Source organism: Vreelandella populi, assembly GCF_003989825.1.
GTDB lineage: Bacteria > Pseudomonadota > Gammaproteobacteria > Pseudomonadales > Halomonadaceae > Vreelandella > Vreelandella populi.
Genome location: NZ_RZHE01000015.1, coordinates 320,867 through 345,260 on the forward strand (window position 1 = coordinate 320,867; position 24,394 = coordinate 345,260).

Genomic DNA, 24,394 nt, shown 5'->3' on the forward strand with positions numbered 1-24,394 from the left:
TCAACCGAGCGGCGGTTTTATCAACGCCACCCGCAGTGCCGGGCTGGCGCCGCCTGCGGGCTGAGTGCTAACCCAGTCCGCCTCTTCAAGTTCCGCGCAGGCGCGGCGAATCAGGGCGTGTTCGATGTCCAGCCGCCGGGCCAGCAGCGCGCTGGAAATACCCTTTTCATTAGGCGGTAGCTCACACAGTGCCAGCAGCACCAGGGCGGCTAGCGTGTCGAGTTCGGGGTGAGCGTCCTGCAGCTCGGCGAGTACGCGCTGCAGGTCATGTGGATTCACCGTGTCAGGCGTTTGATCAGGCAATCCGTGTACTCGGTTCCAGGCGAATGGCAATCGACTTGGATGCCGGGGTGTGGCTTTGGTCGCCCTTGTGATCCAGCGGGATCAGCGGGTTGGTTTCCGGGTAGTAGGCGGCCGCACAGCCTTTCGGGGTGTCGTAGGCGACGACCTTGAAACCATCCATGCGCCGCTCGACGCCATCGCCAGACTCACCGATCAGATCCACCCACTGCCCTGCTTTAAGGCCCAGCCGATCAATATCTCCGGCGTTCAGGAAAATCACCTGGCGGCCGTTTTCGATACCCCGATAGCGATCGTTATAGCCGTACACCGTGGTGTTGTACTGATCATGAGAGCGCATGGTCTGCAGGGTTAGCCAATTGCCTTCGCGGGTAGCCATTTGCTGGTGTATTACCTGGCCCGGCAGTTCGGCTGCAGAGAATTCGGCCTTGCCACTTTCAGTTGGGAAGCGCAGGTCGACCGCCGGGTTGCCCAGCCAGAAGCCTCGCGGTTCGCGTACGCGCTCGTTGAAGTTTTCAAAGCCGGGGATGACCGTCTCTATATGCTCACGAATCACATCGTAGTCTTCGCGCATGGCCGCCCAGTCAACCACTTCGCTGCCCAACAGCCGCTCGGCGATACCGGTCAGAATGGTGATCTCGGAAGGCAGCTTGCTGTCTACCGGGCGGTTAATGCCCGCCGAGCCGTGCACCATGCTCATGGAGTCTTCCACGGTAATCAGCTGCGGCTTGCCCACCGCGTTACGGTCAACTTCCGTGCGTCCCAGGCAGGGCAGGATCAGTGCATCCCGGCCGGTCACCAGATGGCTGCGGTTAAGCTTGGTGCTGATAAAAGCCGTCAAGCGGCACTGGGCCATAGCCGCCTCTGTCACCCGGCTATCGGAAATGGCCCGAGTGAAGTTGCCTGCCAGGCCGATAAATACCTTGCCCGGCTGGTTGCGCATGGCATGTACCGCGGCCACGGAATCTACGCCATATTCACGCGGCATGGGCTGGCCGTAGCGGGCTTCCAACGCATTCAACAGGGCATCTGAAGGCTTCTCGAAAATCCCCATGGTGCGGTCACCCTGCACATTGGAGTGCCCGCGCACCGGCGAAGTACCGGCACCGGGTTTCCCCAGATTGCCACACAGCATCAGCAGGTTGACGATTTCACGCACCGTGGGTACGGAGTGCACGTGCTGGGTAATGCCCATGGCCCAGCAGATAATCGTGGCCTTGGAGCGGGCGTATAGCTTGGCCGCGTCTTCCATCTCGGCCCGACTTAACCCGGACTGGGCCTCTAACGTTTCCCAGGTGGTGGCTTCCACCAGGGCGCGGTAAGCATCCAGCTCAACGGTGTGTTCGGCCATGAAGGCGTGATCGAGTACCGCTTCGCCTGCCGCGTCGCGCGCAAACAGCGACTTGGCCATGCCGCGCATCACCGCCATATCGCCGCCAAGCTTGGGGCAGAAGTAGTGGGAGCTGATCGGATGGCTGCCGTTATGCAGCATCTCAAGGGCCTTTTGGGGATCGGCAAACTTCTCAAGGCCCCTCTCGCGCAGCGGGTTGACGCTGACAATCGTCGCGCCACGCTCGGCGGCTTCACGCAGTGTACCCAGCATGCGCGGATGGTTGGTGCCGGGATTCTGGCCGAATACAAAGATCGCTTCCGCTTTCTCAAAATCCTCCAGCCGCACGCTGCCTTTTCCCGTGCCCAGCGCCTTAGTCAGCGCGACCCCACTGGCCTCGTGGCACATATTGGAGCAGTCCGGCAGGTTGTTGGTGCCATAAAGCCGCGCCAGCAGCTGGAAGACATACGCCGATTCGTTGCCCGCTTTGCCTGAGGTGTAGAAGATTGCGTCATCCGGCGTGGGTAGCGCCTTAAGCTCTGCAGCAATCAGATCCAGCGCCGCGTCCCAGGTAATCGGCTCGTAGTGGTCGGTATCCGCGTTATAGCGCATGGGTTCCACCAGCCGCCCCTGGTCTTCCAGGCGGTAGTCATCCCAGGTCTTAAGCTCGCTGACGGTATGCTTGGCAAAGAAGTTCCGGGTAACGCGCTTCGACGTGGCCTCCCAGGTTACGGCCTTGACCCCGTTCTCGCAAAATTCAAATGAAGAGCCATGTTCAGGATCGCCCCAGGCACAGCCGGGGCAGTCAAACCCATCAGGCTGGTTAAGCTTGAACAGCGAACGGGCGTTAACGGCCGGGGAGCGACTATGCAGCAAGTGCTTGCTGACCGCCTTGAGCGCACCCCAGCCACCTGCCGGGTTGTGATACTCAAAAACCTTGGGATCGTGTACCGTAGAGCTTTTTGGGGTACCCGGATTGGGTGAGGACATTGTGCTTCTCCAAGCAAAAGGGCAGAAAGCCTAGCAATAAACGTTAGCAAGCTTTCTTTTATCGCCTTACGTTCGGTGAAAAGCACCGCTTGGTCAAGCGGTAACGCTTAAATGCGCTCGCCGCCCGGCTGCCGCCCCCCTGACTTCTGACGCTAGAGAGAGCCATGTTACTTCTGATTGTATTTTTTGCCCTCATTGGTCTTGCCACAGGCGGCCCCGTTGGTTTGCTCATTGGCGGCGCATTGGGCTGGTGGCTGGGGCGGCGCCTCGGCAAGCGCTTGAGGGAGGCGCGCATGCGCCTTCAGGAAGGCTTTCTGGAGTCGATTTTCTCGGTGATGGGCTGCCTGTGCCAGGCGGATGGCAAGGTGACCGAGGGCGAGCTGAGCGTTGCCGAAAAGCTGTTTGACCAGATGCACCTTCAAGGGGAGCAGCGCGCCAAGGCACGCGCTGCTTTTGAGCGGGGCCGTGCTGATGACTTTGATCTTGATGCCGAGCTTGCAAGCGTTGGCCGCCTGACTCAGCACCAGCCGGTCATGCGCCAGGTATTTTTACAGGTCCAGCTCACAGCCATCGCGGCGGACGGTGTACTGCATCCTGAAGAGCATACAATGATCCTGCGGGTAGCACGTGGCATCGGCTGTAGCGAGGCGGAAGTACAGCAAATCGAAGCCATGCTGCATGGTGCAGCCGCCAACTCCCAAGGGGCGAGTGAAGAAGCCCTTAAAGACGCCTACCGCGTGCTGGGCGTTTCTGAGGAGGCCAGCGACGCCGAGATCAAGAAAGCCTACCGCCGCCTGATGAGCCAGAACCACCCGGACAAGCTGGCGGGCAAGGGTCTTCCCGAAAGCATGCGTGAAGTGGCCCAGGCGCGCACCAGCGAAATCGGCAATGCCTACGAGCGAATCCGCAAGGCGCGCGACAGCTAAAAGCCGTTTACAAGCATTGGCCGTTTAACAGATGCTGGAGCGCTTTTACATAGCGCTTCAGCATACGTTCGGCGGCGCCGAGCGCGCGGCCCCTCAGCGGCCGTGCCAATAATCTTGCCAATATCGACATCCTGGCACTGGGCCACTAGATTGAAGGCGTCTTCTTTTCGCCAGCTCAGGTTGGCACCCTGTTAGGAGCACGCCATGATTACGCTATACAGCTTTCCCCACTCTCGCTCATTGCGCACCGCCTGGACGCTTGAAGAGCTGGGCCTAGACTACGATTGCCGCCATGTCGCGCTGGATAAAGGTGAAGGCCAGACCCCGGAACATTTGGCGCGCCATCCGGATGGCAAAGTACCGGTGCTGGAAGACGGTGAGCTCATCCTGTTTGAGTCATCCGCCATTTGCCGCTACCTGGCCGAACAGTATGGCGAGAGCAACCTGCTACCCACTAATGCCGCCGAGCGTGCTCAGGTCGATCAGTGGTTAAGCTTTATCGTCACCGAAATCGAGCAGCCGCTGTGGACCCACGCCAAGCATAAATTTGCGCTGCCTGAAGACAAGCGCGTGCCCACTATCGTACCGACGGCTACGTGGGAGTTTCAGCGTGCATTGGGTGCGTTAGAGCGCCGCTATCAAGGCCAGGAAACCTTGGTAGGCAACACTTTCACGCTGGCGGATATATTTCTCACCCACACGCTTTCCTGGGCCATCAGCATGAAACACCGCCTGCCTGAGCCGCTAGTGGCTTATCAAAAACGTCATGCCCAGCGTTCGGCCTTGGCAAAAGCGGTGGCGCGTGAAAAGCAAGCGGCTGAATCAGATATTTAGCGCTTCAAGTCGAATACGGCAGTACGGCTGCCACTACCGCAAAGTAGTGGCATACGCTGCCCGCCACCACAAACAGGTGCCAGATGGCATGGTTGTACGGGATCGCCCGCACTGCGTAGAAAATCACGCCCAGCGTGTAGAACATACCGCCCGCCGCTAACAAGGTAATACCGGTTACTGAAAGGTTGGCGGTCATTTCTTCGGTTGCCAACACAATCATCCAGCCCATCAGCAGATAAACCACCACTCTTAAGATCGCGAAGCGCTGCGGCCACAGCAGTTTGCAGGTAATCCCGACCAGCGCGAGTGACCACACGGCGGCAAACAGCGTCCAACCGGTAGGGCCACGCATATTCACAAGCAAAAACGGCGTGTAAGTACCCGCAATAAGAAGATAGATCGCGCAGTGATCCAGTAGCTGAAAGCGCTGCTTCCAGAGTCGATGCGGGATACCGTGATAAAGGGTAGAGGCGGTATACAGCAACACCAGCGTCAAACCGTACAACCCAAGGCTCACCAGTTTCCAAGGGTCTACTTGAGCGGCGATACTCGCCATCACCAGTAGCACCGTGACCCCAACAATACTAAGTAACGCGCCTACCCCGTGGCTGATGCTGTGCAGGCGCTCTTCTAAAGCGCTGAATTCTTCGGGTTCAACATCGTATGCGTTGTTCATGCCCTGATCCATTCTGATAGCTGCTGTCATTGAACGGTTAGTGCCAATCACCAGGCTTCACTCTACCTCTCGAATATGACAAAACCCAGACGCCATTGGTTTAGCGTCTGGGCTTTGCGGGGTCATGAAAACAGTGGCCGTTGTGATTAAACACTGTGCTTAAAACAACGACACGCTTGCCTCAAATCGGCGGATTGGGCAGCGCATCCTGCATATCGCTTGGCACTTCAAAACTACGCGCTGCGCCGCGGGCACTTTCAAGCCCCTGGGGAAAGCCGCTGCGGTGGCTGTAATCCGGTGTGACACCGGATTGATAAGCATGACGTTTGGACAACTTCTGGGCGCAGCAAACGTCTATCGCCGTGATCACACTTACCGCCGTTAACGCAAGATATAGGTTCTTTCGCTTGGGGTTATGCCTGTCCTGTAACGCGTAAGTCAACGCGGCAAGATCAATGACATCGCCGCCTACTCGGCTCCAGATTGCTGGAGTGGGATTATCGGTAAGCGCGCCAATACCGCTGATCATTTCCCGGGCGCCGCAGGCGCGCATCTTGTTCTCATGACCTGGCATCCCCAACTGTTCGCCTAACTTACGGGGCGCTAAAAGCTTATAAAGACCCAGACCCAGGCTTAACCATCCAAGCCCACGGGCCACTCTATCGGCAGTGCTGAGTGAGCGGGTCATGTCCGTTGATGGGGTGTTGTGGTGATGCATATCTACCTCCATGTGTGGATCGTTCAAGGCTTGAGAATGACCTTGACGCAACCATCCTGCTTCTCGCGGAAGGTGTTATACATTTCAGGCCCCTGATCCAGGCCTACGGAGTGGGTAATGACGAACGAAGGATCGATCTGGCCCTCATCGATCCGCTGTAGCAGATCATCGGTCCAGCGTTTGACGTGAGTCTGGCCGGTACGCACGGTCAGGCCCTTGTTCATCAGCGCACCCATGGGAATCTTGTCGACCAGGCCGCCGTAAACGCCGGGAATGGACAGCACGCCAGCGGGTCGGCACACGTAGATCATTTCACGCAGCACGTGAGCGCGGTCGGTCACCAGCATCATCGCCTGCTTCACCCGGTCGTAGGCAGAATCCAGCGAACGCGTGGTGTGGGCTTCAAGGCCGACGGCGTCGATGCACTTTTCCGGGCCCTTGCCGTGGGTCAATTCCTGTAGCCGCCCAAGTACGCTTTCGTGATCGAAGTTGATCGTGATCGCCCCGCCCGCCTGTGCCATGGAGAGGCGCTCGGGGACGTTATCGATCACGATGACCTGCTTGGCACCCAGCAGCACGGCGCTGCGGATGCAGAACTGGCCGACCGGCCCCGCCCCCCAGATGGCTACCGTATCGGTGGGCTTGATGTCGCACTGCACCGCTGCCTGCCAGCCGGTGGGAAAAATATCTCCTAAAAACAGCACCTGCTCATCGGTGAGCGTATCAGGCACCTTGATATGCGTGGTATCGGCAAAGGGGACGCGAACAAATTCTGCCTGGCCGCCTGCATAGCCGCCGGTGAGATGGGAGTAGCCAAATAGCCCCGCGCCAGCGTGGCCAAAAGCTTTATCCGCCAGGGACTTGTTGCGGTTGGAGCGCTCACAGACCGAGAAGTTGCCCCGCTGGCACTGCTCGCATTCACCGCAGGAGATAGTGAACGGCACCACCACCCGGTCGCCTACTTTAAGATCCTTGGTCGCGCTGCCCACTTCCATGACTTCGCCCATGAATTCATGGCCGAGCACATCGCCGCACTCCATACCGGGGATAAAGTGGTCGTAAAGGTGCATGTCGGAACCGCAGATGGCGCAGCTGCTTACGTTGATAATCGCATCGCGAGGGTGTTCTATTTCGGGGTCGGGAACCGTGTCATAGCGAACGTCGTTCTTACCGTGCCAACAAAGTGCTTTCATCGTCGCTTCTCCTTCTTATTGCCTTGGGTTAGCGTCCTGCCATGTATCACCATAGCTCAGACGCTGGGCAAAAAAGTTTAAGAAAAAGCAATTTTTCGGGGTTTTAGGCGCACTAAAACGTGATTTTCAGCCTTTTCGTTCTATATCCACATCACTTGCCTGGGTAAAATCACCCAGCGCCATCATATGGCCAAGCTTGCCCGCCTTGGTGGCCAAGTACTGTTCGTTATGCGGATTAAGGCCCGTGGTGATGGGTAGCCGTTCAACCACATTGACGCCATCTCGGGTAAGCGCATCCACCTTACGCGGGTTATTGGTCATCAGTTTAAGGGCGGTAATACCCAGATGATTGAGCATGGGCACGCACAGGTCATAGCGGCGCATATCGGCGCCAAAGCCTAGCTGCTCGTTGGCTTCGACGGTGTCTGCGCCCTGGTCTTGCAGATGATAGGCGCGGATCTTGTTCAACAGGCCGATACCCCGTCCTTCTTGGCGCAGGTAAAGCAGTACGCCGCGCCCCTCTTCGGCAATACGCTTGAGCGCTTCCTGCAGCTGGTAGCCGCAATCGCAGCGCATGGAAAACAGCGCATCGCCGGTCAAACACTCTGAATGTACGCGCCCCAGTACCGGATCAGAAGTGCTGACATCACCCAAGGTCAAGGCGATATGGTCCTTGCCCGTGGCTTCATCTTCGAAACCATGCATGGTGAAAGTGGCCCAAGGAGTGGGCAGCCGGGAAGCAGCAATGAAGCGAATGGTCACAGGTTACCTCGCTGATTAACCAAACCAGTTAACCACAACAGTGTTGGCAAATGGGCGGATAGTTTATCAGGAAGTAGCCATGAGCTCACGGCGGCCATGCGTCTTGATCGGTGAGAAAAATAGTGGGGTTGGATCGATTTACACCATGATGCCAACTTCCTGGCACGCTATCCTCTTGTATCGGTTTCATGTGCACCTAAAGGGCATACCTACGCACATTTTCAAGTACAATTACCTACATACGACTCCCATTACGATGCGGGCAAATTCCTTAAGGGTACGTGTTTATGACCTCCACACCTTTGCAAAACGATCGTTTTCTCCGCGCCCTGGCACGCCAGCCCGTAGATCGCACGCCGGTATGGATGATGCGCCAGGCCGGCCGCTACCTGCCCGAGTATCGCGCCAGCCGCGCTGATGCGGGCAGTTTCATGGACCTGTGCCGCAACCACGACCTGGCCTGTGAGGTTACCCTACAGCCGCTTGAGCGTTATCCGTTAGACGCCGCCATTTTGTTTTCGGATATCCTGACGATTCCTGACGCCATGGGGCTCGGGCTCTATTTCGAAACCGGCGAAGGCCCCAAGTTTCGCAAGACCGTGCGTACCGCTGAGGAAGTGGCGGCACTCAGCGTGCCGGACGCCGAGCGTGACCTGGACTACGTGATGCGCGCGGTGTCCACTATCCGCCGTGAGCTGAATGGGCGCATGCCGCTGATCGGCTTCTCTGGTAGCCCCTGGACGCTGGCGACCTACATGGTGGAGGGCGGCTCGAGCAAGGACTTCCGCCACTTAAAAACCATGCTCTACGACACGCCGGATACCATGCACCAGCTGCTGGATACCCTGGCGCAGTCGGTGACCGATTACTTGAACGCTCAGATTCGCGCGGGCGCCCAGGCGGTGCAGATTTTCGATACCTGGGGCGGTGCGTTGTCTACCCCCGCATACCTGGAGTTCTCGCTACGCTATATGGAACAGATTGTTTCCGGGCTGATTCGCGAGCATGACGGACGCCGTGTGCCGGTGATTCTGTTCACCAAAAATGGCGGCCAGTGGCTTGAACATATTGCCTGCGCCGGTGCTGACGCACTCGGCATCGACTGGTCGACCGAACTCTCCAGTGCCCGCGCCCGCGTAGGCCACAAGGTTGCGCTGCAGGGCAATCTCGACCCCAACGTGCTGTTTGCCCGCCCCTCGGCGATTCGTGCTGAAGTCGCCCGCGTGCTGGAGAGCTACGGCCACGGCCCGGGTCACGTATTCAACCTCGGCCACGGCATCAGCCAGTTTACCAACCCGGACAACGTCACCGCCTTCATGGAGGCGCTGCACGAGCTAAGCCCCCAATATCATCGGGATATTCCAACCCACTCTACCCCCTCTTCCTCAGGAGCCAATTGATGAGCGAATTACGCGACGACCAGTGGTTTACCGAAGTCTTTGATAGCCACGGCAGCGCCTTCTCGCTGAAGATCTCTGAAAAGCTTTTAGATGTGCAGAGCGAATACCAGCACCTGGAAGTGTACGCCACCGAGACCTACGGCAACCTGATGGTGCTGGACGGCTGCGTGATGCTCACCGACCGCGACAACTTCCTCTACCACGAAATGATTGCCCACCCGGCGCTGTTTACTCACCCAGCGCCCAAGCGCGTGGTGATTATTGGCGGCGGTGACTGCGGCACGCTAAAAGAAGTCTTGCGTCACCCAGGCGTCGAGAAAGTCACCCAGATCGATATCGATGAGGAAGTCACCAAGGCCTCCGAGCGTTTTTTCCCGGCGCTGGTGGAAGCCAACGACGACCCGCGTGCCGAGCTGCTGTTCGCCGATGGTGTCAAGTGGGTGGATGACGCGGCCGATGAAAGCATCGACGTACTGATCATCGATTCCACCGACCCGGTGGGGCCTGCTGAAGGGCTGTTCAAGACCGACTTTCTGAAGCGCTGCCACCGCATTCTGAAAGCCGATGGCGTGATGGTGCAGCAGAGCGAGTCGCCGCTTTATCACAGCGGCTCGATCATTCGCGAGCTGCGTCACGATATGCGTGAAGCCGGTTTTGATAGTGTCGCCACGCTGCCCTTCCCCCAGCCGGTGTATCCTTCCGGCTGGTGGAGCGTGACGCTGGCCGGTAAAGGCACCAACGTGGAAACCTTCCGCGAAGAGGCTGCCGGAAGCCACGAAATGCCGCTACAGTACTACACAGTGGATGCCCACCGGGGCGCCCTGGCACTCCCGCCGTTCATGCGTAAAGCGTTTGGCTGAATAGCGTGCCAGCAAGCGATAAAGGCCGGGCATTGCTCGGCCTTTTTTGTGTCACCACGTTAAGGAACCAACAATGAAAACCCTTAAATGGATAAGCGTTGGCGCATGCGCCCTGGCCCCGGCCGTTGCCATGGGCACCACACTGGAAACCGTTCAATCCCGCGACAGCGTGCGCTGTGGGGTAAATGCCGCGCAGCCGGGCTTCTCCTCATTGGATGATAACGATACGTATCGCGGCCTGGATACCGATGTTTGCCGCGCGATTGCAGCGGCTGCCCTTGGCGATGCCAGCAAGGTTGATTTCGTGCCGCTCGATTCGGTTGAGCGCTTCACAGCCCTACAGTCCGGCGAAGTGGACGTGCTCTCGCGCACGACTACCTGGACCTCCAGCCGCGATACCACTCAAGGCATGCACTTTACCGGAGTGAGCTATTACGATGGCCAGACCTTCATGGTGGCAAGCGACCTAGGCGTGCAAAGTGCTGAAGAACTGGATGGCGCAGCGGTCTGCACCCAATCGGGCACGACCAGCGAGCTGAATCTTTCCGACTATTTTCGTATTCATGATATGAGTTATGACGCGGTAGTGTTTGACTCCCCCGAGCAGTCGATTGCCGGTTTTGAAGCCGGGCGTTGCGATGTTCTAAGCTCCGACGCCTCTCAGCTGTATGCCCAGCGCATGCAGCTGGCCGACCCCAATATGGCAGTGGTGCTGCCCGAGATTATCTCCAAGGAGCCGCTGGGGCCCGCCGTTCGCCAGGGCGATGATCAGTGGTTCAACATCGTTAAATGGTCACTGTTTGCCATGCTTAATGCTGAAGAGCTAGACGTTTCGAGCAGTAATATCGATGAACACGCAGATTCCGACAACCCGGATATTGCCCGCCTACTGGGCCAGGACGGCAACTTCGGCGAAGGCATGGGTTTAAACGCCGATTGGGCCTATCAGATCATCAAGCAGGTGGGCAACTACGCCGAAATGTTTGACCGCAACGTGGGCGCGGACTCCAACTTCAAGATTGCCCGCGGCTTGAACGCTTTATGGCGCGATGGCGGCATTCAGTATGCCCCACCCATTCGCTAGACGCTTTAAAGAGCCAATCTTCCATCAGCCTGCGGTTGCCGCACCAAAACAGGGCGTGCGGTAACCGTTTCTATTTTTTTGCACCTAAACTTTCGTAGGAACCGAGCTACTTAGCGTTGAAAAGCGCTGAATATGGCGCTGTACCCATGTTGGCATCTTCCTTGCTAGCTTTATGTGTCATGCCTTTGCATGCATAACAATATTAATCGAGGAAGGGAATTACCATGTTGAACAAGAAACACTGGGTACTACTAGCCTCTGCAGGTGCGATTACACTGACCGGCGCCGCTAATGCCGCCACGCTTGAAGACACCATTCAGCGCGGTGCCGTACAGTGTGGCGTCAGCGACGGCCTGCCGGGCTTCTCGGCCCCCGATGGTGATGGCAACTGGCAAGGTCTGGATGTAGACGTTTGCCGTGCAGTGGCTGCTGCCGTGTTGGGTGATGCCGACGCTGTAAACTACATTTCCCTCAATGCCGTTGAGCGCTTCACCGCCCTGCAGTCTGGCGAAGTCGATGTGCTGTCACGTAACACCACCTGGACCACCACCCGCGATACCACGCTCGGACTTAACTTTGCCGGCGTCAACTTCTACGACGGTATCGGCTTCATGGTCAGCAACGATCTGGGCATCAGCGGCGCTGACGAGCTGGACGGTGCGGCGATCTGTATCCAGAGTGGCACCACCACCGAACTTAACGTGGCCGATTACTTCCGCGCCAACGACATGGAATTCGATCCCATCGTCTTCGATACTTCCGAACAGACCGTGGGCGGCTTCCAGTCCGGCCGCTGTGACGTATTGACCTCGGATACCTCTCAACTGGCAGCTCTGCGCATCCAGCTCGATGATCCAAGCGGTGCGGTAATTCTTCCCGATATCATTTCCAAGGAGCCGCTAGGCCCGGTAGTGCGTCAAGGCGACGACACCTGGTTCAACATTGTGAAGTGGTCGCTGTTTGCCATGCTCAATGCTGAAGAGTACGGCGTGACCAGCGAAAACGTTGACGACATGACCAGCTCCGAAAACCCCGACATCGCTCGCCTGCTTGGCCAAGACGGCAACTACGGCGAAGGCATGGGGCTTGAAGCTGACTGGGCTTACAACATCATCAGTCAGGTAGGTAACTACGCCGAAAGCTTTGAGCGCAACGTCGGCATGGACTCACCCCTTGAGATTGAACGCGGTGCCAACGCCCTGTGGAACCAGGGTGGCTTCCAGTACGCCCCGCCGATTCGCTAAGCGTCTCGTTTGACCCGGCCCGTCGCGCTATCAAAAGCGCGACGGGCCATCTGACTGACCTTCCGTGTAGCGGAGACGCCACCCATGTCCGTAAGACCCAACACTCGCCCCGCTGGCCACAAGCCACCGTTTTGGCGAGATCGCGCTAAACGCGCGCTTGTTTTTCAGCTTCTTCTAACGGCGGCTGTTGCCGTCTTCCTGTTTTATATCATTGGCAACGTTCAGGACAACCTATCTGCCCGGGGGATAACCACCGGCTTCGGCTTTTTAAATAACACCGCAGGCTTTGGTATCGTACAAAGTCTGATCGATTACTCCTCTCAGGACACCTACGGGCGCACGTTCGTGGTGGGCTTAATGAATACGCTGCTGGTTGGCGGGTTAGGGGTCATCGCGGCGACGCTGGTTGGTTTTATCGTGGGTATTGCCCGCCTATCGCCCAATTGGCTGCTGGCGCGCCTAGCCACGGCCTATATCGAAACCTTCCGCAATATTCCGTTACTGTTACAGATTTTCTTCTGGTACTTTGCCGTGCTGCGCACCCTGCCAAGCGCCCGGGACAGCATGGCTTTTGGCGAAGTGATTTTCCTTAACGTTCGCGGTCTGTATCTGCCCGAGCCGCTCTTTGAATCAGGCTTTGGGCTGATTCCCGCCGCGTTTATCGTGGCAATCATCGCAAGTATTGCGCTGATGGTCTGGAACAAGCGCCGCCATGAAGCAACCGGCAAGCGTATCCCCGCTGGCTGGATATCGCTTGCACTGATTCTGGGCTTGCCGCTTTTGGTGACAGTAGCCACCGGCGTACCGATCACCTGGGATATTCCTGAGCTTCGCGGGTTCAACTTCCGCGGCGGCTTTACCGTGATTCCGGAATTTCTGGCTCTGTGGCTGGCGCTTTCCATCTATACCGCTGCGTTCATTGCCGAGATTGTGCGCTCTGGCATTCAAGCCATTTCCCACGGCCAGACCGAAGCCGCCCAGGCGCTCAGCCTGCCGCGCAACCTAGTGCTGCGCCTGGTGGTGATTCCTCAGGCGCTGCGGGTGATTATTCCGCCCCTGACCAGCCAGTACCTGAACCTGATCAAGAACTCCTCGCTTGCCACGGCGATTGGCTACCCCGATCTGGTATCCGTGTTTGCGGGCACCACGCTTAACCAGACGGGGCAGGCCATCGAGGTTATCGCCATGACCATGGCGGTGTATCTGACCATCAGCCTGCTGGTTTCCATGTTCATGAACTGGTTCAACGCCCGCGTGGCGCTGGTCGAGCGCTAGGCGCCGGTGAGGATAGCTTTATGATTCATAATCAAACGATGATCGACCAGCGCCCGGCGCCCAGCAATACCTTGGGGCCGATGGCGTGGCTGCGCGCCAACCTGTTCAGCAGTCCGCTCAACACGCTGTTTACCCTGGTGGGGCTGTATATTCTCTATCTGCTGGTGGTGCCGACCATTCAGTGGGCATTCATTAATGCCGACTGGATAGGCACGACAAGAGCCGACTGCTCTCGGGAAGGTGCCTGCTGGGTGTTCGTCAACGCGCGCTTTACGCAGTTCATCTACGGGCTTTACCCGCGCTCGGAGATCTGGCGGGCCAACATCGTGTTTGGCGGTTTTTTCACGCTAATAGCCTGGCTCGCCATTCCGCGCCTGCCGCTCAAGCGCTGGGTAGCCGTGTTTGCCCTGGTCGGTTTTCCGGTGGTGGCGTATGTGCTGCTTCACGGTGGCTATTTTGACCTGCCGCGCGTGCCTACCCACCGCTGGGGCGGCTTGATGCTGACCCTGCTGCTCGCATCAGTGGGCATGATCGGCGCACTGCCCATCGGCATTGTGCTGGCGCTGGGGCGGCGCTCCAACATGCCCATCGTGAAGAGCTTCTGCGTCATCTTCATCGAGTTCTGGCGCGGCGTACCGCTGATTACCGTGCTGTTCATGGCCTCGGTCATGCTGCCGCTGTTTCTGCCGTCGGGTATCAGCGTGGACCGATTGGTGCGGGCGCTTATCGGCCTGACGCTGTTTCAGAGCGCGTACATGGCCGAGGTGATTCGTGGCGGGCTTCAAGCGATACCCAAGGGCCAGGAGGAAGCCGCCGCCGCGCTGGGCATGACCTACTGGAAACGCATGGGCCTGATCGTTCTGCCCCAGGCGCTGAAGATGATGATTCCGGGCATCGTCAATACGTTTATCTCATTGTTTAAAGACACCACGCTGGTCATGATCATCGGGCTGTTTGATCTGCTGGGGATCGTGCAGGCCGCACTTTCCGACTCCAACTGGCTGGGCTTTTCGCTGGAAGGCTACGTGTTTGCCGCGTTTGTATTCTGGATATTCTGTTTCAGTATGTCGCGCTACAGCCAGTACCTGGAGCGCAAGTTGAACACCGGCCACAAGCGCTGACGTCGCTTTTTCCTACAAGAATTCGAAGGATTTAACCATGACACAAGCAGCCACCAACCTCTCTGGCACCAGCATGTCTAAAAGTACGTCTGACTTGATGGTCGAGATGCGCGGCGTCAACAAGTGGTACGGCGACTTTCACGTACTGCGCGATATTGATTTCGAAGTAAAACGCGGCGAGCGAATCGTTATCTGCGGCCCGTCAGGCTCGGGTAAATCAACGCTGATTCGCTGCATCAACCATCTCGAAGAGCACCAGCAGGGTGACATCGTGGTCGGCGGCGTGCCGCTGACCCAGGACGTGAAGCGCATCGAGCAGATCCGCCGCAGCGTGGGCATGGTGTTTCAGCACTTCAACCTGTTCCCCCACCTGACGGTGCTGGAAAACTGTTGTATCGCGCCCATGTGGGTGCAGAAAAAGCCGCGCCGGGAAGCCGAAGAGCAGGCCATGCGTTACCTGGAGCGCGTACGCATCGCCGAGCAGGCGAAAAAGTACCCCGGCCAGCTCTCCGGTGGCCAGCAACAGCGTGTGGCGATAGCCCGCTCGCTGTGCATGCACCCGGATGTGATGCTGTTTGATGAACCTACCTCAGCACTCGACCCGGAGATGATCAAGGAAGTGCTGGATGTCATGGTCGAGCTTGCCGAGGAAGGCATGACCATGCTCTGCGTGACTCACGAGATGGGCTTTGCCAAGACCGTCGCCGACAGGGTGATTTTCATGGACCAGGGGCAGATCATTGAAGAGAACGCGCCCGAGCCGTTCTTCAATAACCCGCAATCCGAGCGCACCCAGTTGTTCCTGAGCCAGATTCTGGGACACTAAAACACACGGTATAAGTCAGGACACGCCCACGCGGGTAATACTGGCGGGCAACAAGGCGGGCTGCTCACGATGTTGGCTGAGTGGCCTGCCTTTCAACGCGGTCAGCAGTATCTGCAGCGGATCACCGTGACTCACGATCAGGATGGTTTCGCCTTCACTCTGCTGTTCCAAATCCTCAAGCACCGCCAGCATACGTGTGGCCACTGTGCTTACCGACTCCACCTGATAATGGTTGTGTTCGGCATCTTGGGCATCTAGCGCCCACACATCCGGGTAATGCTTGTCGGTCAGCCCCTCCAGTTCGCCAAAAAAGCGCTCCCGCAAGCGCTTGTCGGGTGTCATTGCCAGCTGAAAGGCATTGGCCACGCGAGCAGCGGTTTGCGTGGTGCGTAAAAAATCCGAATGCACCACTCGTGTCGGCGTGGGCCATGACCAATCATCGACTGTTTTAACCAGCTGCTGCTCGCCTATCGCGGAAAGCCCAAATGCCTCGACGCCACGCTCAGGACTGCTGATGACCAATCGTTGTTGATTCGCCTGGCTATGGCCATGACGCATTAACAGGTAGCGATTGCGCCAATGGTCGGAGGAGGTAAGGAAAGTGTTTGACATAACTTTGTAACAAACCCTAGATTGAGAGTGTCGATTTTCGAAAAATAAATATTTTGACGGCTAAATGTGCACTTTCGAACCCTTAACGTCTTTTGATCATGACAGAAGGTATACAAAAGAACACCTTCAGCCTGCTGAATAATCGCAAGACCACAAAAATAATCTATAAATGAGGCTTCCCAATGACTTCCATGACGTTTCGCAAGCGTCCGCTTGCCCTACTGTCGGCAGCAGCGCTTCTGCCCCTTGCACTGCTTTCCACTCAGGCCTACGCTGAATGCGAACGCGGCGATCTGGATACGCTTTACTGCGACGAAAATGGCGATATGGTCGCGGACCGCCCGGCCGATGAAGCGCAATGGCTAAATCCCGATACGCTGATCTTTGCCTATACCCCGGTGGAAGACCCGGCGATCTATTCCGACATCTGGCAACCCTTTATCGATCACCTGTCAGAGGTGACCGGCCGCAACGTGCGCTTCTTCGCCGTTCAGTCTAATGCGGCCCAGGTTGAAGCCATGCGCAGCGGCCGCCTGCATATTGCCGGCTTTTCTACCGGCCCTACGCCGTTTGCGGTGAACCTGGCAGGTGCGGTTCCCTTTGCGTTGATGGGTTCAGATAGCGGCCAGTTTGGCTATACCCTACAGCTTTTTACCCATGCTGACTCTGACATTCATGAACTTGCCGACCTGAAGGGCAAGCGGGTTGCCCATACGTCGCCCACCTCCAACTCAGGCAACCTGGCGCCTCGGGCACTGCTGCCCGAGCTTGGCATAACGCCTGACGAGGATTACGAAGTCGTCTACTCAGGCAGCCATGATCAATCCATGCTGGGGGTGGTGGCCCGCGACTACGACGCGGCTCCGGTTGCCTCGGAAGTGGTTGACCGCATGGCCGCGCGCGGGCTTTACGATACGGAGGACGTTCGCCTGATCTATGAGTCCGACCGCTTCCCCACCACCTCGTACAACTACGCCTACAACCTGCACCCGGATCTCGTCGAGAAAATCGAAGAGGCGTTCTTCAGTTTTGATTTTCAAGGCACCGAGCTTGGCGAAGAGTTTGAGGGTGTCGAGAAGTTTATCCCCATTAACTATAAGGATAACTGGCAGGTGATTCGCACCATCCAGACCGCCAATGGCGTGCGCTACACGCCCGAAAACCTGGAAGAGTAAAACGCCTTGCGCCACGCTCGCGTGGCGCGGTTACTGGCTGCCGATGGAAGCGAAAACATGCTGGAAATCAAGAATCTGGTCAAACGTTATGGCCGTAATAAGGCCGTGCTGGAAGGGCTTGATCTAAAGGTTGAGGATAACAGCGTAGTATCGATTGTGGGCGCCTCCGGCGCAGGCAAAAGTACCATGCTGCGGTGTATCAACCGCCTGGTAGAACCTACCTCTGGCTCAATTACCTTGAACGGCACCGAACTTGTGCATCTCAAAGGCGCCGATTTACGCCGCGCCCGCCGCAAGATTGGCATGGTGTTTCAGGGGTTCAACCTGCTGGACCGTCTGACCGTTATGGAAAACGTGTTGGCCGGTCGCCTAGGGTACGTGAATCTCTATCAGGCAATCACCCGCCGCTACCCCCAGGCCGATATTGAGCGCGCTTTTGTTCTGATGGAGCGTGTGGGCATTGCCCAGTACGCCAACAAGCGCGCCGATGAGCTTTCCGGTGGAGAGCGCCAGCGGGTGGGCGTGGTACGAGCGCTGATGCAGGAGCCCGAAGTACTGTTAGCCGATGAGCCTACCGCTTCGCTTGATCCGCGCACCTCGGAACAGATCATGATGCTGCTGCAAAGCCTGGCAAGCGAGCTGTCACTACCGGTGCTGATCAATATTCATAACGTCTCTCAAGCTAAGACCTACACCGAGCGCATTGTGGGTTTGCGGCATGGCAAGATGATCTTTGATGGCGTACCTGCCGATTTTAATAAAGACGCCTTGGACGCCATTTATGGGGGGATCGAAGCACCCGACGATGCCACCAGTAACGCCCCCGTAGAGGAGCGCGCTCATGACCCGGCCTGATGCTCAAGCCTCAGCGCCGCGCACCTGGAAAAAGCCGCCGTTTATTGCCAACCCACTAATTCGATATGGCATTCTCATCCTGGCTGCGGCGTATCTGATCTGGGCGTTCGGCTCGCTGCCGTTTAACTGGGCGCGTATTTCAGAAGGCCTCCCGCGGGCTGCGCGTATTTTCAGCGGTGGGTTTCCGCCGAACCTTGAGCGCTACGAGCTGCTGATCACGGGCTTCAAGGAGAGCTTTCAAATCGCCATACTGGCGACCCTTCTGGGCGTATTCCTGTCGATTCCCTTTGCCGTGATGGCCGCTCGCAATATCGCGCCCATGCCGATCTACCTGATTGGCCGCGCGGTGATCATTATCTCGCGCAGCTTTCACCCGGTGATCGTGGCGATTCTGTTTGTCGCCGCCGTGGGGTTTGGCCCGCTGGCAGGCATTCTCACGCTCACCCTCTACTCCATCGGCTTTGTGGGCAAGCTTCTGGCCGAAGAGATCGAGGAGATCGACTGGGGGCAGGTGGAAGCCATGCGCGCCGCCGGGGCCGGGTATCTGGCCACACTCTTCTACGCTGTATTCCCACAGATTCTACCGCGCCAGGTAGGGCTTTCCATGTACCAACTGGACAGCAACCTGCGCGCTTCTGCCGTGGTGGGCATCGTGGGCGCCGGCGGCATTGGCGGTACGCTGATGAACGCCTTTGGGCGCTACGATTACGATTTCGCTTTTGCGATCCTGCTGGTCATCATTGCCGTTATCTTGCTTAGTGAAGGGGTAAGCGGCTGGGTAAGGAAAAAAATATGGTAGATCACGCACAAAAGCTCGCCGACCACGTCTGGCAACGCTACAACGCCAAGGAACGCCTTATTCGCTACGCCGTGCTACTCGTCACCCTGATGGTGGTGGTATGGGCAGTTCGCGATATCGATATCTTCTGGCCTTGGGTATGGGATGCGCCCAACCAGATCTCGGGTTTGGGCGCGCGCATGTGGCCACCCAGCGCCGCCGGGCTTGGCAATATCGTGAATGCCCTTATTGAAACGGTGCACATTGCAACGCTTGCCACCTTTCTGACCATCTTCCTGGCCCTGCCGGTGGCCTATATCGCCGCCCAGAACACCACGCCTAACCGAGCCTGCCTGTGGCTGGGTCGGTTTATCCTGGTCTCCAGCCGTTCAGTGAATACGATCATCTGGGCGCTACTGTTTGTGGCCATTTTTGGCCCCGGCGTGTTAGCGGGCATTTTAGCCATCGTGTTTCGCTCGATCGGGTTTATCGGCAAGCTGATGGGCGAGGCAATCGAGGAGATCGACCGGCGCCCGGTCGAGGCCATGGAAGCCACGGGGGCCTCCAAGGCCAAGGTGATTGCCTATGCCATTGTGCCCCAGGTGATGCCGGCATTTTTTGCCATTGTGATCCTGCGCTGGGATATCAATATCCGTGAATCCACTGTACTGGGTTTGGTAGGCGCAGGCGGTATCGGGGTGATCCTGCAGGGCTCGATTGATACCTTCGCCTGGCCAACGGTCGCGACCATTCTGCTTGCCATTATCCTGCTGGTGCTGATTGGCGAAGCGGTAACCAGTCTCCTGCGGCGTAAAGTGCTCTAGGTTGACCGAATGCCAAACGCTTGCCATGGTTAATACATCCCTAACGACATGGAGGACGTTTAATGATGACAACCTATATCGTGGTAGCGGATGCCGCTAGAGCACGTATCTTCACGCGTGATGCACAAAATCTGGCTGAGAAAGAGAGCCTAGTACATGCTGAAGGGCGAATGCATGAAGGCGATCTGATCACCGACAGCTCAGGGGCGGATGTGCATGAATCCAGGTCATCGTCATCACGCTCATCCTCTGAAGGAGGCACGGCGTTAAAGCATGAAAATGAGCTGTTTGCCAAAGAAGTTACCCAGTGCCTGTATAACGCGCGCGTCAATAACAGCATGGAAAAGCTAATTCTGGTCGCGCCACCCAAGTTCTTGGGCCTGCTGCGTGACAAACTCGACGCGCCGACACAGAAGCTGGTGACACATACGCTGTCAAAAGACCTCAGCAAGGCATCACTGAAAGATATTCAGGAGGCCGTCAGCGAACTCCGCTGAGCGTCTTAGCAATAGCGTTCAAGAATTCAACTAAAGTAGAGGTCGCTCTCGCCGATAAGCTAATACCCCTATCCTGTATACGGCAGCGTATACGACGGCTTATCGACACAGAGAGCGACTATGTTTTCCTCCCTCCGAATACGCATCCTATTAGCCGCGCTGGCAGCCATAATTCTTGGCTTGGTCATTAATGGCATTGTCAGTTACGCAACGGTAAAACATCACAACAATGTACAGATAGCCAACAACCTAAAAGCGGTTGTCAGCGGCAATACCCAGGCCTTGAACGAGTGGTTTAACACTCGGCTGAATATGTTGGAAAGCATGGAAACGGCAGCCAACAGTAACGACCCTGGTCCAGCGCTTCGCCAGCTCCTCACCTCGGGCGGGTTTATTTCCACTTATATTGGCTACCCTGGTGCAGGCGAGATTATCTTTGACAATGGTTTTGAACCGCCAAGCGGCTATGACTCGCGGGAACGCCCTTGGTATAAGGCAGCGGTAAACGCTCAGGATACGATTATTACTGAGCCTTATGTGGATACCCAAACCCATGAGCTAGTGGTTACTTTCGCCCGGCCTTTCTATCGCAACGGTAGGCTCACGGCGGTAGTAGGTGCTGATATTCCCATCAACAATATTGTCGAAACCGTCACCAGCATTGCCCCGACGCCCTCAAGCTTTGGTTTTCTTACTACCTATGACGGCACACTGGTCGCCCACCCCGATACGGATTTGATACTTAACCCTGTTTCAGCCATTAACAACCAGCTTACGACAGGCTTGATCAATCAATTGACGAGTGCTGCTACGCCGCTCCCCCTAACTCTCCAGGGTAGCGACAAGCTATTACTAGGCCGCGCTATTGGCGGCGAAAATGGTTGGCGTCTGATTGTCGCTTTGGACGAGCACGAAGCAACGGCGGGTCTGCGCGCGATTGCCACCTCTTCTATCATTATCTTGGTGATCGTGGCGCTTTTGACTGCCCTCGCCTTTGGCCTACTGCTGTCGCTGCTGCTCCGCCGTCTGCTGGGCGTGCGTAACGCCATGGACAATATAGCCTCCGGCGAGGGTGATCTAACCCAGCGCCTGCCCGAACAAGGTAATGACGAAGTCACCCAGATTGCTCGTGCCTTCAACCGCTTTGTAGGAAAAATGGAAGCGGTGTTGATTGATGTGCGCACAAGCAGTGTATCTGTACACCATGCGGCCAATGAAATCGCCATGGGTGGGCAGGATCTTTCCCGGCGTACCGATAACGCGGCCGCCAGTCTGCAACAAACATCCGCCTCGATTGAGGAAATCACCAGCACCGTCCAGCACACCGCGGCCTCGGCTCAGGAAGCCAATAAGCTTTCGCAGACCGCTTCGGAAGTGGCCAACGAGGGTGGAAGAGTCGTGGCGAATGTGGTGACCACCATGGAAGACATCACCCGCGCGTCCGATAAAATTGGCGAAATTGTCACCCTGATGAACAGCATTTCCTTCCAGACCAACCTGCTGGCGCTCAACGCCTCGGTGGAAGCCGCCCGCGCCGGCGAGCACGGTCGTGGGTTTGCAGTAGTCGCCGATGAAGTGCGCAAGCTTGCCGGGCGCAGCAGTGATGCCGCCAATGATATTCAAAAGCTGATCGAAGACTCGCAGAGCAGGGTCAATAAAGGCACCTTACTTGTGCGCAATGCCGGCACTACCATGCAGGATATCGTCATCCATATCACCCGCGTCACTGGCGTGCTTGAAGAGATCAATGCAGCCGCCCGTGAACAAAGCGATGGCATTAATCAGGTCAACATCGCAGTAGCCGAACTGGATCGCATGACCCAGGAAAACGCCGCCATGGTGGAAGAGTCGACGACCGCTGCCGAGCAGTTGAAAGAGCAGGCTAATCACCTCGCTGGCACCATTAGCAATTTCACCCTGTCCCACGCAGCCGCCCCTGCGGCCCAGCCTCCTGCCTCATTACCATCTCGTTCAGCTATCAAGCAAACAAGGAATCTTACCCATGCATTTTAAGTCCGTTCGTACGTTGATCGCGACACTGGTCGGGGGCTGTATTCTGCTGGTGGTGGCTGTGCTGGTGATTTACTCTCTGATTGCCAACGCGCGCTCCCAAGCGCTAATGGAAAGCCAAACGGAAGAGCTGCTTGAACATAATATTGAGTCGCGCCTGGCGGCCATTGCCGCCGAGCAGGCAGAGCGTATCAAGGGGCAAATGGAGCATGCCCTGACGCTGAGCGAGAACCTGGCCCGAACCAATGCCATGCTAGGCAATCTGGATGAGACAGGTCGAGCCTCACTCAACCTGAGCCGTCGCGAACTCTCCCAAATAGTGCGCCAGACCGCTATCGCCCATCCTAAACTCCTGGGCACCTATATAGCCTGGGAGCCTGATGCTTTCGGTCGTGATGAGATCTTTGCCGGCCGTGAAGGGCTCGGCTACGGTAAAGACGGCCGCTTTCGCCCCCTGTGGTATCGCGATGATAGCGACAATGTCGTCGTGCTCCCGCTCGACGAGAATATGGAGAGCGAAACCCTGCAGCCCAGCGGCGTGCGTCAGGGCGAGTACTATTTATGCCCCCGTGATACGCTGGCAACCTGCATTGTAGACCCTGCACCCTACAACTTTGACGGCCAGACAGTAATGGTCACTTCGTTCAGTGTACCCGTGCTCGTCAACGGCGAATTCCGGGGTGTGGCCGGAGTCGATCTCTCGGTCAATTTTATCCAGTCCATGCTTAACGAAGCTAGCCAGTCGCTTTATGAAGGGGCGGGTGAGATGGCTCTGATCGCCTCTGGCGGCACTTTAACAGCACATACCAGCCAGCAGGAAGCGCTCGGCAGGCCCGTAGGCGAGGTACTGGATACGTCTTTGCAGTCACGCATTGCCGAGGCCCAGCAGGGTGAAGTCGTTCGTCACCATGACACCGAGCAAGGGATGCTCGAGCTTTACTGGCCATTCACCATTGGCGATCTTGAGAAGCCGTGGGTCCTGATGCTGCGCCTGCCCGAACAGGTAGCGTTTTCTGACCTGAATAACCTGCAGGAACAGATGGAGGATCAGCGCACAACGTCCACGCTGGGCATGCTCGGCATGGGCCTGATTATTGCGGGCCTTGGTTTGCTGGCCAGCTGGCTACTTGGCACCAGCATCTCCCGCCCGTTGAGAAATCTGGCTGAGCGCATGCGCGATATAGCATCGGGTGACGGTGATCTGACCCAGCGACTGCCGGTGCGCGGACGCAATGAAAGCGCCGAGCTTGCGATCCAGTTCAATGCCTTTGCGATCAAGATTCACGATGTGCTGGTCGACGTGCGCGCAAGCAGTGAGTCTGTCCACCACGCTGCTAATGAAATCACCCAAGGCGGCCAGGACCTTTCACGGCGCACCGAGCAGGCTGCCGCCAGCCTGCAGCAAACATCTTCGGCCATGGAGCAGATCAGCAGCACGGTGGGTCATACCACCAGCGCGTCGCAGGAAGCCAGCGGGCTTTCCCAGACAGCATCACAACTTGCCTTGCGTACCAACACTGCGTTTGAGCAGGTGGTGGTGACCATGGACGATATTCGCGCTACATCGTTTGAGATCCAATCCATTGTCACCGTGATCGACAGCATCGCCTTCCAGACCAACCTGCTGGCCCTGAACGCCTCAGTGGAAGCCGCGCGCGCGGGTGAACATGGCCGCGGCTTTGCCGTAGTGGCAGACGAAGTCCGCAAGCTGGCAGGACGCAGCAGTGAAGCAGCGGCGGATATCCGCCAGCGCATCAACGCTTCGGCAGGCCAGGTGGAAAGCGGCACCCAACTGGTACATGATGCCGAAACCGCGATGCATGAGCTTTCCGAAAGCGTCACGCGGGTCACCCAGATGTTGGGCGATATCAGCACAGCGGCCAATGAGCAGAGCGACGGCATCGGCCAGGTCAGCATCGCAGTCACCGACCTTGATCAGATGACTCAGCAGAACGCCGCGCTGGTAGAGGAGTCCACCACCGCCGCCGAGCAGCTCAAGGAACAGGCCGAGCGACTGGCAGACTTGGTGGGTGGTTTCACTCTTGAAGGGGACAGTGCGTCATCCCGCCATCAGTTGCCTTCCCCAGCTCCCTCGGGCTACTAA

The 24,394-nt window shown here is 57.4% G+C and carries 23 protein-coding genes; 16 read left to right on the top strand and 7 right to left on the bottom strand.

The window, feature by feature from the left end:
• Together ELY25_RS16105 and ELY25_RS16110 are read right to left on the bottom strand one after the other, a co-directional pair.
• Complete coding sequence (locus ELY25_RS16105) at window positions 1-303, bottom strand: MarR family transcriptional regulator (protein ID WP_126952280.1); 303 nt, start codon at window positions 301-303, stop codon at window positions 1-3.
• Window positions 296-2,620, bottom strand: coding sequence for an FdhF/YdeP family oxidoreductase (locus ELY25_RS16110; protein WP_126952281.1), 2,325 nt, complete (start codon window positions 2,618-2,620; stop codon window positions 296-298). The genes ELY25_RS16105 and ELY25_RS16110 overlap by 8 nt, the downstream gene beginning before the upstream one ends.
• Before the next feature lie 164 nt (window positions 2,621-2,784).
• On the opposite strand from ELY25_RS16110, the gene djlA reads away from it, so the two are divergent.
• Both djlA and ELY25_RS16120 read left to right on the top strand, forming a co-directional pair.
• A complete protein-coding gene (gene djlA / locus ELY25_RS16115; protein WP_126952282.1) occupies window positions 2,785-3,546 on the top strand; it encodes a co-chaperone DjlA in 762 nt (253 codons plus the stop codon).
• Between the two features lie 204 nt (window positions 3,547-3,750).
• Window positions 3,751-4,380 (top strand): glutathione S-transferase family protein, encoded by a 630-nt coding sequence (locus tag ELY25_RS16120; RefSeq protein WP_126952283.1) that lies wholly within the window; start codon window positions 3,751-3,753, stop codon window positions 4,378-4,380.
• Window positions 4,381-4,384: 4 nt separating this feature from the next.
• On the opposite strand, the gene trhA is transcribed toward ELY25_RS16120, so the two are convergent.
• The 4 genes from trhA to ribA all read right to left on the bottom strand — a co-directional run bounded on the left by trhA (window position 4,385) and on the right by ribA (window position 7,729).
• Window positions 4,385-5,056 carry a PAQR family membrane homeostasis protein TrhA gene (trhA, locus tag ELY25_RS16125; RefSeq protein ID WP_126952284.1) on the bottom strand — a complete coding sequence of 224 codons (672 nt, stop codon included), beginning with the start codon at window positions 5,054-5,056 and terminating at the stop codon, window positions 4,385-4,387.
• 181 nt (window positions 5,057-5,237) lie between these two features.
• Window positions 5,238-5,774: a hypothetical protein gene (locus ELY25_RS16130; RefSeq protein WP_126952285.1), complete on the bottom strand. Its 537-nt coding sequence runs from the start codon at window positions 5,772-5,774 to the stop codon at window positions 5,238-5,240.
• Between the two features lie 23 nt (window positions 5,775-5,797).
• Entirely contained in the window at window positions 5,798-6,967 is a 1,170-nt protein-coding gene (locus ELY25_RS16135; RefSeq protein WP_126952286.1) for a zinc-dependent alcohol dehydrogenase, read from the bottom strand.
• 126 nt (window positions 6,968-7,093) lie between these two features.
• A complete protein-coding gene (gene ribA, locus ELY25_RS16140) occupies window positions 7,094-7,729 on the bottom strand; it encodes a GTP cyclohydrolase II (protein WP_126952287.1) in 636 nt (211 codons plus the stop codon).
• Window positions 7,730-8,016: 287 nt separating this feature from the next.
• On the opposite strand from ribA, the gene hemE reads away from it, so the two are divergent.
• The 7 genes from hemE (at window position 8,017) to ELY25_RS16175 (ending at window position 15,539) form a co-directional block, all read left to right on the top strand.
• Entirely contained in the window at window positions 8,017-9,129 is a 1,113-nt protein-coding gene (gene hemE / locus ELY25_RS16145) for a uroporphyrinogen decarboxylase (protein WP_126952288.1), read from the top strand.
• On the top strand, window positions 9,129-9,989 hold the full coding sequence (speE, locus tag ELY25_RS16150; protein WP_126952289.1) for a polyamine aminopropyltransferase: 861 nt from the start codon (window positions 9,129-9,131) through the stop codon (window positions 9,987-9,989). Before hemE ends, speE begins: the two co-directional genes overlap by 1 nt.
• Before the next feature lie 73 nt (window positions 9,990-10,062).
• The gene (locus tag ELY25_RS16155; RefSeq protein WP_126952290.1) at window positions 10,063-11,073 is read left to right on the top strand and encodes an amino acid ABC transporter substrate-binding protein; all 1,011 of its coding nucleotides are present in this window, start codon (window positions 10,063-10,065) and stop codon (window positions 11,071-11,073) included.
• A 224-nt stretch (window positions 11,074-11,297) separates the two neighbouring features.
• Window positions 11,298-12,317 carry an amino acid ABC transporter substrate-binding protein gene (locus tag ELY25_RS16160; protein WP_126952291.1) on the top strand — a complete coding sequence of 340 codons (1,020 nt, stop codon included), beginning with the start codon at window positions 11,298-11,300 and terminating at the stop codon, window positions 12,315-12,317.
• Between the two features lie 84 nt (window positions 12,318-12,401).
• Window positions 12,402-13,592 (top strand): amino acid ABC transporter permease, encoded by a 1,191-nt coding sequence (locus ELY25_RS16165; RefSeq protein ID WP_126952292.1) that lies wholly within the window; start codon window positions 12,402-12,404, stop codon window positions 13,590-13,592.
• A 20-nt stretch (window positions 13,593-13,612) separates the two neighbouring features.
• Complete coding sequence (locus ELY25_RS16170) at window positions 13,613-14,713, top strand: amino acid ABC transporter permease (protein ID WP_126952293.1); 1,101 nt, start codon at window positions 13,613-13,615, stop codon at window positions 14,711-14,713.
• Between the two features lie 97 nt (window positions 14,714-14,810).
• Window positions 14,811-15,539: an amino acid ABC transporter ATP-binding protein gene (locus ELY25_RS16175; RefSeq protein ID WP_087111260.1), complete on the top strand. Its 729-nt coding sequence runs from the start codon at window positions 14,811-14,813 to the stop codon at window positions 15,537-15,539.
• Window positions 15,540-15,554: 15 nt separating this feature from the next.
• Here ELY25_RS16175 and ELY25_RS16180 read toward each other — a convergent pair whose 3' ends face one another.
• A complete protein-coding gene (locus tag ELY25_RS16180) occupies window positions 15,555-16,151 on the bottom strand; it encodes a histidine phosphatase family protein (RefSeq protein WP_126952294.1) in 597 nt (198 codons plus the stop codon).
• Window positions 16,152-16,333: 182 nt separating this feature from the next.
• Between ELY25_RS16180 and phnD the strand changes: the two genes are divergently transcribed.
• The 7 genes from phnD (at window position 16,334) to ELY25_RS16215 (ending at window position 24,394) form a co-directional block, all read left to right on the top strand.
• Window positions 16,334-17,326 carry a phosphate/phosphite/phosphonate ABC transporter substrate-binding protein gene (gene phnD / locus ELY25_RS16185; protein ID WP_126952295.1) on the top strand — a complete coding sequence of 331 codons (993 nt, stop codon included), beginning with the start codon at window positions 16,334-16,336 and terminating at the stop codon, window positions 17,324-17,326.
• A 57-nt stretch (window positions 17,327-17,383) separates the two neighbouring features.
• Window positions 17,384-18,181, top strand: coding sequence for a phosphonate ABC transporter ATP-binding protein (gene phnC / locus ELY25_RS16190; RefSeq protein ID WP_126952591.1), 798 nt, complete (start codon window positions 17,384-17,386; stop codon window positions 18,179-18,181).
• Window positions 18,168-18,980, top strand: a complete 813-nt coding sequence (phnE, locus tag ELY25_RS16195; RefSeq protein ID WP_126952296.1) for a phosphonate ABC transporter, permease protein PhnE — start codon at window positions 18,168-18,170, stop codon at window positions 18,978-18,980. The genes phnC and phnE (ELY25_RS16195) overlap by 14 nt, the downstream gene beginning before the upstream one ends.
• Window positions 18,974-19,783: a phosphonate ABC transporter, permease protein PhnE gene (phnE, locus tag ELY25_RS16200; RefSeq protein ID WP_126952297.1), complete on the top strand. Its 810-nt coding sequence runs from the start codon at window positions 18,974-18,976 to the stop codon at window positions 19,781-19,783. The genes phnE (ELY25_RS16195) and phnE (ELY25_RS16200) overlap by 7 nt, the downstream gene beginning before the upstream one ends.
• Window positions 19,784-19,848: 65 nt before the next feature.
• Window positions 19,849-20,280, top strand: coding sequence for a host attachment protein (locus ELY25_RS16205; RefSeq protein WP_126952592.1), 432 nt, complete (start codon window positions 19,849-19,851; stop codon window positions 20,278-20,280).
• A 120-nt stretch (window positions 20,281-20,400) separates the two neighbouring features.
• Window positions 20,401-22,293: a methyl-accepting chemotaxis protein gene (locus ELY25_RS16210; RefSeq protein WP_126952298.1), complete on the top strand. Its 1,893-nt coding sequence runs from the start codon at window positions 20,401-20,403 to the stop codon at window positions 22,291-22,293.
• On the top strand, window positions 22,283-24,394 hold the full coding sequence (locus tag ELY25_RS16215) for a methyl-accepting chemotaxis protein (RefSeq protein ID WP_126952299.1): 2,112 nt from the start codon (window positions 22,283-22,285) through the stop codon (window positions 24,392-24,394). The genes ELY25_RS16210 and ELY25_RS16215 overlap by 11 nt, the downstream gene beginning before the upstream one ends.